The sequence below is a fragment of the Mariniflexile soesokkakense genome, assembly GCF_039650365.1.
Classification (GTDB): Bacteria; Bacteroidota; Bacteroidia; order Flavobacteriales; family Flavobacteriaceae; genus Mariniflexile; species Mariniflexile soesokkakense.
On record NZ_JAZHYP010000004.1, the window covers coordinates 201,929 to 214,000 of the forward strand.

Here is a 12,072-nt window from a genome sequence, read left to right on the forward strand (position 1 = left end):
AAAAAACCCTATTTTTGCTCAAAATAAAACAAACCATGATTACTTCAGATCAAATCAAAAATCTTAACATCCGCCTAGACAAACTTAGGCACTATCTTTGACGTAGATAAAAAACTTATTGAAATACAAAACGAAGAAGAAAAAACCTTCGACCCCGATTTCTGGAACGATGCCAAAGCTGCAGAAGCTATTATGAAATCGCTTCGTGTTACCAAAAAATGGGTTGAAGACTATAACAAAGCCAAAACATTTACCGAAGATTTAGAAGTTCTTCATGAGTTTTATAAAGAAGGTGATGCTACTGCCGAAGATGTAGAACAACAATACGATAAAGCATTCACATTACTTGAAGATATTGAATTTAAAAACATGCTTTCTGATGAGGGAGACAGCTTAAGCGCTGTGCTTCAAATAACTGCAGGTGCCGGTGGTACCGAAAGCTGCGATTGGGCAAGTATGCTAATGCGCATGTACTTAATGTACGCCGAAAAAAGCGGATTTAAAGTTAAAGAACTTAATTTTCAAGAAGGTGATGTTGCCGGAATCAAAACAGTGACCTTGGAAATTGAAGGCGATTTTGCTTTTGGTTGGTTAAAAGGTGAAAATGGTGTACATCGTTTGGTACGTATTTCTCCCTTTGATAGCAATGCGAAACGCCATACCAGTTTTGCTTCGGTTTATGTATACCCATTGGTAGATGATACCATTGAAATTGAAATTAATCCTGCCGATATTGAAATTACCACCGCACGTTCTAGTGGCGCGGGTGGACAAAATGTGAATAAAGTTGAGACTAAAGTTCAATTAACCCACAAACCAACAGGGATTCAAATACAATGTTCAGAAACACGTTCACAACATGATAACCGCTCCAGAGCCTTACAAATGTTAAAATCGCAGTTATACGAAATTGAACTGCAAAAGCAAATGGCACAACGTGAAGATATTGAAGCTGGTAAAATGAAAATTGAATGGGGAAGCCAAATTCGTAACTACGTAATGCAACCTTATAAATTGGTAAAAGATGTTAGAACCGGACATGAAACCAGTAATGTTGATGGTGTAATGGACGGAAATATTAATTCATTTTTAAAGGCCTATTTAATGATGATGGGACAAAAAGTTGAAGACAACAATACTTTATGAACAAAATAGATACCGTAATTTTTGATCTTGGTGGTGTTTTAATAGATTGGAATCCTGAATACGTTTTTTTGGATGCCTTTAATGGCGATAGAGGAAAAATGGAATGGTTTTTTAAAAACATTTGCACAAGCGATTGGAACGAAAATCAAGATGCAGGGTACCCTTTAACTAAAGCTACTGAAGATTTAATCAAAAAATTTCCTGAACACGAAGAGTATATCAAACTATTTTATGGTGATTGGGAAAAAATGTTAGGAGGTGCCATTGAAGGTACTGTTAAAATTCTTGAAACACTTATTAAATCTAAAAATTACAAAGTCATAGCTTTAACCAATTGGAGCAACGAAACCTTTCCTATTGCACAAAAACGGTTTGAGTTTTTACAATGGTTTGAAGGTATTGTAGTTTCGGGTAATGAAAAAACCAGAAAACCTTTCAAGGAAATTTATGATATAACCTTAAACAGATTTAATATAACTCCTGAAAACTCTGTGTTTATTGATGATAATTTAAGAAATATTGAGGCTGCAAATGCTTTAGGAATAAATGGTATTCATTTTAAAACCTCAAAAGACCTTCTTCAACAATTAAAAAAATATAATATTCAATTATAATGATAAAAATACTTCACAATAATAGATGTAGTAAATCGCGTTGCGGATTAGAACTTCTTGAAAATTCTGGAAAACCATTCAAAATTATAAAATATCTTGAGGACACCTTAACTGCTAAAGAATTAAAAGATATAATTAAACTTTTAGACATCAAACCAATTGAGTTAATTAGAAAAAATGAAGCCATTTGGAAAACTGAGTTTAAAAACCACCCTTTAACCGATGACCAAATAATTGATGCTATGGTTAAAAACCCCAAACTAATTGAACGCCCAATAGTTATAAATGGATACAAAGCAGTTATTGGAAGACCTACTGAAAAAATCTCTGAAATCATCTAAAATACTGGTCTAACCCAAGCTTGGTTAATTAACTTTTATTTAACAAAACGTCGTTAAACCATGGTTATTTTTGCGAGTCTAACTGGAAAAATTAATCATGACCAAAATTTTCATTTCTCTTTTTACCTTATTTTCTTTTATACTATACGCACATACCTTACCAGAAAACATAAATACTGTTTCAGATAAAGACATAACCATAACAGGTAAAATTATAGATAAAGACACCAACAGCCCTTTAGAATATGCTACCGTAGCTTTTTTTAGCAAAAAAGAAAATAAAATAGTTGATGGATGCATCACAGATGCTAATGGTGAATTTAGCATTCAAGTTTCTAAAGACCTTTACAATATTACTATAGAATATATATCTTATAAGAAAATAACTATTTCTAACAAAAAAATAGAATCTGATGTAAATTTAGGCACCATCTCTTTAGAAATTGATTATGCATCGTTAGGAGAGGTCGAAATTATTGCAGAACGCACTACGGTTGAAATTAAACTCGATAAAAAAATATATAACGTAGGTAAAGATTTAACCGTAAGAGGTGGCACCGTAAGCGATGTATTGGATAACGTGCCTTCGGTTTCTGTTGATGTTGAGGGCAATGTAGCTTTAAGAGGTAATGATAATGTTAGAATTTTAATTAATGGTAAACCATCTGGTTTAGTTGGATTAAATTCTACCGATGCACTTCGTCAACTTCCTGCCGATGCCATAGAACGTGTAGAAGTAATAACATCTCCTTCAGCCAGATACGATGCTGAAGGTACCGGAGGTATTTTAAACATCATACTTAGAAGAAGTAAACTTCAAGGTTTTAATGGTGCTGTAACTGTAAATGGGGGGGCGCCTACAACCACAGGTGTTTCTGGAAACATTAATTACAGAACTGGTAACTTTAACTTTTTCAATACAACAGGTTATGATTATAGAGAATCTCCAGGAAAATCTAAAACCGAAAGCGAATATTTTAACGGTAGTGACCCTAGTACGTTTTTAAACGAATACAGAGATACCAACAGAACCCGTAAAGGCATATCAACAAATACGGGAGTTGAATGGTATATTAACGATACAGCATCCTTAACTACGTCTGTTGTATATCGTAATAGTGATAACAAAAGCGAAACAACAAACGCTATTAATGAGTTAGATATTAATGGTAATTTAGTAAACCAATCTTATCGTTTTGATCCAGAAACTGAAGACGATAAAACCATTCAATATTCCTTAAATTTCGATAAACAATTTGACGGTAATTCTGAACATAAACTAACTTTCGATTTTCAATTTGAAAACAGTAATGAAGATGAATTTTCAATAATTTCTCAAGATGGTGATGCTGCCGAAAGAGTACAAACATTGGAAGAGCAAAAAAACATACTGCTACAAACCGATTACGTGTTGCCTATTAACGAAGTAAGCCAATTCGAATTAGGATACCGTGGTAATTTTAATGAATTAGATACAGATTACAGTTTGGAATTTAATGATAATGGCACCTATGTTTTAGATACCAATGTAAGTAACAATTTAGTTTACAGAGAATACATAAACGCCATTTACACACAATTTGGAAGTAAAATAAAAAACAAATTCTCGTATTTACTAGGGCTTCGTATGGAAGATTCTAGAATTACCATAAACCAAATAACAAGTGGTGATTTTGAAAGAAAAAATTATTTAGGCTTCTTCCCTACAGTAAATTTAGGTTATGAAATAAGTGAAAAAGAAAGTTTAACATTTGGATACAACCGAAGAATAAGTAGACCGCGTTCACGTTTTATCAACCCTTTTCCATCACGTAGTAGTGCCACAAACTTATTTCAAGGAAACCCAGATATTAACCCAAGCTATTCAAACAAAGTAGATATTGGATATTTAAACAGATTTGGCAAAGTAACCTTAAACTCTTCTATTTATTTTGAACATGCTACCGATATATTTACTTTTATAACTGAAGATACTGGTACAACAGCTACTGTTGGGGGCACCGAAGTTCCTGTAATAAGAAGATCTCCTGTAAACTTAGCGACTAACGACCGTACTGGATTTGAATTTACATTAACTTACAGACCAACACAAAAATGGAATTTAAATGGAAATTTTAATCTATTTAATTCAGTAACAAAAGGTGATTATAATGGTACCGATTTTGGTGCTGAGAATTTAAGCTGGTTTGCTAGAATAAACAATAAATATACTTTACCAGGAAAGATTGATTGGCAAACTCGCTTATTTTATGGCGGACCAAATCAAGACGCTCAAAACAAAACAAAAGGAATGTTTTCAACCGACTTAGCTCTTAGCAAAGACTTTTTTGGAGACAATGCGTCATTAGCTTTTAATATTAGTGATGTATTTAATAGTAGAAAACGAATTACAGAATCTACAACCCAAACATTCTTAAGTAATAGTGAATTTCAATGGAGACAACGTAGTTTTAATCTTTCTTTTACATATAGATTTAATCAGCAAAAGAAACAAAACAGAGAACGTAGTAACCAAAATGGAGGTGGTATGGATAATATGGATTTTGAAGGATAATAAATTCAAATTAATTGAAAAGATGCAACTTATTAGGGTTGCGTCTTTTTTAACTTTCTCAATTTAACACACCTTTTCAAAAAATTAAAAATTCATTGGTACTTCAATAAACAACAAACTAGAATCTTCCACAGTTTTAATATCAAATGATTCAGTTTCTGAAACACCAACTGCATCACGTGTTTCTAAAACTGTGTTATTAATCAACACTTTACCACTAATTGTCATTACATAAACACCATGGTTTCCGCTTTTAAGTTTATATTCAAAATCAGTTTTATTATCTAAATCGATTCTAGAAATTATAGCATCTTGATGGATTTTTAAACTGCCTTCATGCTTTTCATCAATAGATGTTACTAAAGTTTGAAGCTTATTTTTTCGCTCTGTAGCAGCAAACTTTTTCTGGTCGTATCGTGGCTCAACATTTTGCTTATTTGGAAATATCCAAATTTGAAACAAACTTAAATGTTCGTCTACAGACCCATTAATTTCAGAATGTTGGACACCTTTTCCGGCACTCATAATTTGTACCTCATTTGGTAGTACTGGGATCCATTCATCACCCATATTATCTTTATGTTTTAAAACACCTTTTAACGGAATGGTGATGATTTCCATATTATCGTGCGGGTGTGTTCCAAATCCCATTTTTGGTGCTATAATATCATCATTAAAAACCCTTAAAGCACCAAAGTGTACTTTTTCGGGGTTGTGATAACTTGCAAAACTAAACGAATGATTTGCCTGTAACCAACCATGGTTTGCAAATCCTCTACTATCGGCTTTATGGACTATTGTTTTCATCTTATTATTATCATTTCTGTCTTTTATCGTCGCTCAAGATAGGCTACGTCAGAAATATTTTTACTAATTATTATTACTTTTTAGATTCCTTCCCGATAGCTATCGAGATTCGAAGGAATATTATCTCATTTTATCTAGCAGGTTACTTAATTGTTCTGCTTCTTTTTCGGTTAAATTCTTGATTAAATGACTATTGAAATTATCTGGAATGGCATCTAATAGTGCATTTCCGTTTTTTGTAATAGCTATTTTTACTACGCGTCTATCGTGGTCGCAAGCTAAACGCTCAATATAGTTTTTTGCACACAACTTATCCATCAGTCTGGTGGCATTGGGCGAACGCTCTATCATTCTATCTTTAATAATTTGAACATTTACGGGTTCTCCTGCACCTTTTAATATTCTTAAAATATTGTATTGCTGTGGCGAAATGCCATACTTCTTAAAAAAATCGTTCTGGAAACCAGAAATCCAATTTGCTGTATATAAAATATTCAACAGGGCTTTAATTCTGTTATTTACAAACTTTGAGTTAATTTCTTTACTAATGTCTCCCATAATCATTTAGTTTAAGCTAAAACATCGGCATATTGTTCGTGCTTTTTCTTAAAAACAGCACTTGCATACGGACATAGAGGAATTACTTTAAAGTTATTTGTTCGTAAATATTCAACTGCTGCATCTATTAACTTATAGCCTACACCTTGTCCTTTAAGTGTGTCACTCACTTCGGTATGGTCTATAATTATTTTGTTCGGTGCTGCATGTGAATAAGTCATTTCGGCTACTCTTGCACCGTTTATTTCAATATAAAAAGCACCTTTTTTCTCATTGTCTTTTTGCTTAATTTCCATATTACAAATTGTTTTGGAATATTTTTACTGCTTTTAATAATTCTGAATTCAGTTCATCGTTAACCAACTTTCCATCTTTAAAATTATCATTGAAATTTGGCAATGAAAACTCCGAAACTATATGACCTCCATTAAAAGGAAATCTATTTTTAGCAATACCCAATACACTGGAACCTCCTCTAGCTCCTGGCGAAGTTGCCATTAATAGCATGGGCTTATTACTCCAAAGCTTACCATCAATTCTGGACATCCAATCAAAAATATTTTTAAAGGCTGTTGAATATGCTCCATTATGTTCAGCTAATGATAATAAGATACCATCGGAAGCTTTTATTAAATTTAAAAAAATATGGGCATTTTCTGGAATACCTTGTTCTTTTTCTAAATCCACACCAAAAAGAGGTAATTCAAAATCATTTAAGTCTAAAATATTCTCTTCTGCATTACCAACTAGACTTGAAGCATAAGTTATTAGTTTTTTATTTATTGATTTTTTGCTATTACTACCTGCAAAGGCTATTATATTTTTCATAAGTAAATTTAAAACTAGTTATACTGAATTGTTTCAATTTGAGCATTAGCCTCTTTCAATTTTTCGTCATTCTTAAACATTAATTGGTCTAATTTAATAATATCTACATCGGTTATACCTATAAATTTTAAGAATTGCTTAATATATTTTCCAGCAAAATCAATATCACTATCTATCTCTGTACCTCCACTACTCACTACTACAAAGGCTTTCTTGTTTTTTAACAATCCTTCTGGCCCTTCTTCTGTATATTTAAAAGTTAAGCCTGCTCTGGCAATCAGATCAAAATAAGCTTTTAATGAAGCAGGAATTCCAAAATTGTATATTGGCACAGAAATAACTAAAATATCAGCTTCCTTAATTTCTTTAACTAAACCATTTGATAATGATAAATGATTTTCTTGTTCTATTGTTCTTTCTCCTTTTACTAATAATGAATTTAACATTTCCTGATTTATAAATGGTAAACCTGAATACGTAGTGTACCTTTTGGTAACAACCGCATTTGGATAAGAGTTTTTAAACTGTTCAATTACCTTATTAGAATAAGATTCAGAAATTGAACTTATTATATTGCTACTAGAATTAATATTTAAAATTTTCATTTTATTTCGTTTTTATTATTTTACAAATGTAAGGTAAAATACATTATATTCCAAGGAAACTATTTCCATGTAATTTTATTTAATAAAACATTAACAAAGACCACCTACAAATTGAAACTTTTGTATTTTAGCTTCAAATTAAATACCAATGGATTTAAACTTCAATAAAAACGAAGATTACAATAAACTATTAGTCTCAGAACTTAATAACCGTCTTGCCAAAGTGCATTTAGGAGGTGGAAAAAAGAGCATTGAAAAACACCAAGCTAAAGGAAAAATGACAGCACATGAACGTGTTAATTATTTACTGGATACCGGTACAAAATCCATAGAAATTGCCGCTTTTGCAGGTGAGGGTATGTACGAATTGCATGGCGGTTGCCCATCGGCAGGTGTTGTTGTAAAAATTGGTTATATAAAAGGAAAACAATGCATTGTAGTTGCCAATGATGCTACTGTTAAAGCTGGCGCATGGTTTCCAATTACCGCAAAAAAGAATTTAAGAGCACAAGAAATTGCTATCGAAAACAAGTTACCTATTGTTTATTTAGTAGATAGTGCTGGTGTATATTTACCATTGCAAGATGAAATTTTTCCCGACAAAGAACATTTTGGGCGTATTTTTAGAAATAACGCTATTATGAGCAGTATGGGCATTACCCAAATTGCGGCAGTTATGGGCAGTTGTGTTGCCGGAGGCGCTTACCTCCCGATTATGAGTGATGAAGCATTGATTGTAGATAAAACTGGAAGCATTTTTTTAGCAGGAAGCTATTTAGTGAAGGCTGCTATTGGAGAAACTATTGATAATGAAACACTTGGAGGTGCTACTACACATTGCGAAATTAGTGGCGTAACCGATTATAAAGCTAAAGATGATAAAGATGCTTTAGATACTATTAAAAATATTATTGGTAAAATTGGCGATTATGACAAAGCAGGCTATAACCGAATAGATGCTTCGAAACCAAAAGATAATCCTGAAGATATTTATGGTATTTTACCAAAATCGAGAGCTGACCAATATGATATGTATGAGATTATCAAACGATTGGTTGATAATTCAGAGTTTGATGAATATAAAGCAGGCTATGGAAAGACCATTATTACCTGTTATGCCAGAATTGATGGTTGGGCAGTTGGTATTGTTGCAAACCAACGTAAACTAGTTAAAACCAAACAAGGAGAAATGCAATTTGGTGGTGTTATTTACAATGATAGCGCCGATAAAGCCACCCGTTTTATAGCAAACTGCAACCAGAAAAAAATTCCTTTGGTATTTTTACAAGATGTGACCGGTTTTATGGTAGGTAGTAAAAGTGAACATGGTGGCATAATAAAAGATGGTGCGAAAATGGTGAATGCTGTTAGTAATTCGGTGGTGCCAAAATTCACAATCATTATGGGAAACAGTTATGGTGCTGGTAATTATGCCATGTGTGGTAAAGCATACGACCCGCGATTGATTGTTTCATGGCCAAGTGCTGAACTTGCCGTAATGAGTGGTAACTCTGCTGCTAAAGTATTGCTTCAAATTGAAAAAGCTTCTTTAGAAAAGAAAGGTGAAAAAATAACTAAAGAAAAAGAAGAAGAACTTTATAATAAAATTAAGGACCGATATGATAATCAAGTATCTCCATATTATGCCGCTTCGCGCATTTGGACAGATGCCATTATAGATCCGTTAGATACCCGACAATGGATTAGTATGGGAATTGAAGCCGCAAACCACGCTCCTATTGAAAAACCTTTCAATTTAGGTGTTTTGCAAGTTTAATTTTAAATTATCATTGGAATTTTGTATCTTTTGTATTGAAAATCAATAATTTCAATCATGGAAACAATTAAAACACTCAACAAGTGGGCAAATGGACATACCTATTTACCACTTGATTTGCTCCGTATTGCCTTAGGTGTATTTCTTTTTATTAAAGGTATTAGTTTTATGTCTGATAGTATGATGCTTATCCAACTATTTAAACCAATGGAAAATATGGTTGGTGGCATGATTGCTGTACATTATGTAGCTCCAGCTCATTTTATTGGTGGTATTTTAATTGCCTTTGGTTTACTAACACGATGGGCAATAATAGCGCAATTACCAATTTTAATTGGAGCAATTATAATAAACTTTGTTGGAGAAATGAATACCGGTAATTTAATATTAGCGATAGCAACATTATTAATATGTAGCTTTTTCCTGTTGTATGGCTCTGGTAAAAATTCATTAGATTATTATTTTAAAATGCAACAATAAAAAAAGGAGCGATTTAAAAGTCGCTCCTTTTCAGTTATAAGTTTTGATAAGATGACACTAATCGCATAAATTCTGCTTTGTACCCATCTTTATCATTACCTCTACCTGATTTAGCTAATGCAATAATATCTTCTGCTTTCGAGTTGTTATGATATTTTGAATGTCTCAATTGCATACCAAACAAAGCTACTGCCGATGCAAACTCCAAATCTTTTGAAGCTTCTGAAACTTCATCTTTTTGAATGTGTACCATTTCAATACTTTTATCGCCATCCGGTTTTTTGTATCTAAATTTCACGGTAAACAATTCATCCGAATAATCTTTAGCTACCTCTGTTTGTGTGTATTTTAAATCTGCCACATCTTTTAAATAATTACTTTCTATACCAAAAGGAATTACTTCATATAACGCAGTTACGGTATGACCGCTTCCCAATTCACCAGCATCTTTGGTGTCATCAATAAAATCTTCGTCTTCAAGCATTCTGTTTTCATAACCAATCAATCTATAAGCTTGTACTTTATTGGGATTGAATTCAATTTGAATTTTCACATCTTTTGCGATGGTAAATAGTGTGCCTCCAAATTCTTTACCAAAAACTTTTTGTGCTTCTTGCATATTATCAATATAGGCATGGTTTCCGTTCCCTTTATCGGCTAAAATTTCTAGTTTTGAATCTTTGTAATTTCCATAACCAAAGCCTAACACCGATAAAAACACACCAGATTTCCGTTTTTCTTCAATCAATGTTTCCATTGCTTTATCACTAAAAGCTCCGACATTAAAATCGCCATCGGTTGCCAAAATCACTCTGTTATTTCCATTCTTCTTAAAATTATTCTCAGCTAGTTTGTATGCTAATTTGATACCAGCTCCACCTGCAGTTGAACCTCCAGAATTCAAATTATCCAAAGCATTGATTATTTTTTCTTTATGCTTTCCAGAGGTTGGTTCTAAAACAACACCTGCGGCACCGGCATACACCACTATAGATACTTTATCTTGTTCTCTTAACTGATTTACCAACAGTTTAACCGCCGATTTTAACAGGGGTAATTTGTTTTGAGAATTCATGGATCCAGATACATCAATTAAAAATGTGAGGTTTGATGCTGGTAATTCTTCATTTGCATATGTTTTTCCTTGTAGACCAATTTTAACAATTTTAGTATTCCCATTCCAAGGAGTTTTAGCTACTTCGGTATTAATAGAAAAAGGATGTTCTCCTGTTGGTTGTGGGTAATTGTAATCGAAATAATTAATCATTTCTTCAATTTTAACCGCATCTGGTTCAATAGCCATTCCATTATTAATCATTCTTCGGATGTTACTATACGATGCTTTATCAACATCAATTGAAAATGTAGAAAGTGGTGAAAGTGACGTTCTTTCAAAATTATTCTCTTCAATAACCGCATAGCTTTCTTGATTATTGATTCTGAAATTTCCTTGATGCGTTGTAATGACTACACAACCATCGCTTGCTATTTTACCAAACTTATCTTTAGCTTCAGCCTTATTATAATTTGTTTTAGTTTCGATATCCGATTTTTGTAAACTTTCAATAATATTGTTATGTTCCTTTTTAATAGGAACACCATCAACAATATATAAAGGTTCTTTTAAAACTTCCGTATTATTTTTTGTTGAAATAATAATGACGCCATTGCTTCCTCTACTTCCATAAATCGCAGTAGCGTTACTATTTTTTAGAATTGTTATGTCGTTTAGTTGCTTTGGATTTACAGATTCTAACACATTGTATGGCATTATTTTACCATCAACAACAACTAAAGGCTGATTATTACTGGAAATATTTGACGTGCCTCGAATTACAATATGCGAATTTACGGAAGAATTATTCACTTGAATACCTGCCAATTTACCTTGCAAAGCAGGAGTGACAGTGTTATAATGAATTTGATTTGCTAATTTGTTATGATACGCTTTCTTTTTATTGCGATTTATTTGCGAAGCAGACACTTGCGTTGCAGCACCGGTTATATAAGTCCTTCTTTGAGTGCCATAGCCAACAACCACAACTTCTTCTAAACGTGAAACATCAACTTGTAATGCTACCGAAATAGTATTTAGTTTTCCAACCTGTTTTTCTTCGGTTTTATAACCAATAAACGAAAACACCAAAACATCTGTGTCTCTAGCTTTTATCTGGTATAACCCATCAAAATTTGTGGCTACTCCAGTAGAAGTCCCTTTTATTAAAATAGTTACTCCAGGAATGGGCGAATTATCATTGGCATCAGTTACTTTACCCGTAATTAGGCGTTCTTGTGCTTGTAATTGCATTGAAACTGTCAATACAAAAATAATCTTAAATAGTGCTTTCATTGTAGTCGATTT

Annotated in this window: 12 protein-coding genes; 6 read left to right on the forward strand and 6 right to left on the reverse strand. The window is 32.7% G+C overall.

The features are described from left to right. Positions 1–35: 35 nt before the first annotated feature. From prfB to VP395_RS10560, 4 genes are all read left to right on the forward strand, one after another. A protein-coding gene (prfB, locus tag VP395_RS10545; RefSeq protein ID WP_346242071.1) for a peptide chain release factor 2 occupies positions 36–1,146 on the forward strand; the annotation gives its coding sequence in 2 pieces (ribosomal slippage) (positions 36–98 and positions 100–1,146; 1,110 coding nt in all). After that, positions 1,143–1,760 carry an HAD family hydrolase gene (locus tag VP395_RS10550; protein WP_346241974.1) on the forward strand — a complete coding sequence of 206 codons (618 nt, stop codon included), beginning with the start codon at positions 1,143–1,145 and terminating at the stop codon, positions 1,758–1,760. The genes prfB and VP395_RS10550 overlap by 4 nt, the downstream gene beginning before the upstream one ends. After that, positions 1,760–2,101, forward strand: a complete 342-nt coding sequence (arsC, locus tag VP395_RS10555) for an arsenate reductase (glutaredoxin) (protein ID WP_346241975.1) — start codon at positions 1,760–1,762, stop codon at positions 2,099–2,101. Before VP395_RS10550 ends, arsC begins: the two co-directional genes overlap by 1 nt. A 97-nt stretch (positions 2,102–2,198) precedes the next feature. After that, on the forward strand, positions 2,199–4,655 hold the full coding sequence (locus VP395_RS10560) for a TonB-dependent receptor (RefSeq protein WP_346241976.1): 2,457 nt from the start codon (positions 2,199–2,201) through the stop codon (positions 4,653–4,655). 84 nt (positions 4,656–4,739) lie between these two features. Here VP395_RS10560 and VP395_RS10565 read toward each other — a convergent pair whose 3' ends face one another. The 5 genes from VP395_RS10565 to VP395_RS10585 all read right to left on the reverse strand — a co-directional run bounded on the left by VP395_RS10565 (position 4,740) and on the right by VP395_RS10585 (position 7,453). Continuing rightward, entirely contained in the window at positions 4,740–5,462 is a 723-nt protein-coding gene (locus tag VP395_RS10565; protein ID WP_346241977.1) for a pirin family protein, read from the reverse strand. A gap of 120 nt (positions 5,463–5,582) precedes the next feature. Next, complete coding sequence (locus VP395_RS10570; protein WP_346241978.1) at positions 5,583–6,020, reverse strand: MarR family winged helix-turn-helix transcriptional regulator; 438 nt, start codon at positions 6,018–6,020, stop codon at positions 5,583–5,585. Positions 6,021–6,031: 11 nt separating this feature from the next. Next, positions 6,032–6,316, reverse strand: coding sequence for a GNAT family N-acetyltransferase (locus VP395_RS10575; protein ID WP_346241979.1), 285 nt, complete (start codon positions 6,314–6,316; stop codon positions 6,032–6,034). A gap of 1 nt (position 6,317) precedes the next feature. After that, positions 6,318–6,848 (reverse strand): NADPH-dependent FMN reductase, encoded by a 531-nt coding sequence (locus tag VP395_RS10580; protein ID WP_346241980.1) that lies wholly within the window; start codon positions 6,846–6,848, stop codon positions 6,318–6,320. A 14-nt stretch (positions 6,849–6,862) separates the two neighbouring features. Further along, positions 6,863–7,453, reverse strand: coding sequence for an FMN-dependent NADH-azoreductase (locus VP395_RS10585; RefSeq protein ID WP_346241981.1), 591 nt, complete (start codon positions 7,451–7,453; stop codon positions 6,863–6,865). 148 nt (positions 7,454–7,601) lie between these two features. Here VP395_RS10585 and VP395_RS10590 point away from each other — a divergent pair, with 148 nt between their 5' ends. After that, complete coding sequence (locus VP395_RS10590) at positions 7,602–9,230, forward strand: acyl-CoA carboxylase subunit beta (protein ID WP_346241982.1); 1,629 nt, start codon at positions 7,602–7,604, stop codon at positions 9,228–9,230. A gap of 57 nt (positions 9,231–9,287) precedes the next feature. Next, positions 9,288–9,710 carry a DoxX family protein gene (locus VP395_RS10595; RefSeq protein ID WP_346241983.1) on the forward strand — a complete coding sequence of 141 codons (423 nt, stop codon included), beginning with the start codon at positions 9,288–9,290 and terminating at the stop codon, positions 9,708–9,710. A gap of 34 nt (positions 9,711–9,744) precedes the next feature. Here VP395_RS10595 and VP395_RS10600 read toward each other — a convergent pair whose 3' ends face one another. Continuing rightward, the gene (locus tag VP395_RS10600; RefSeq protein ID WP_346241984.1) at positions 9,745–12,060 is read right to left on the reverse strand and encodes a YfbK domain-containing protein; all 2,316 of its coding nucleotides are present in this window, start codon (positions 12,058–12,060) and stop codon (positions 9,745–9,747) included. Positions 12,061–12,072 lie beyond the last annotated feature (12 nt).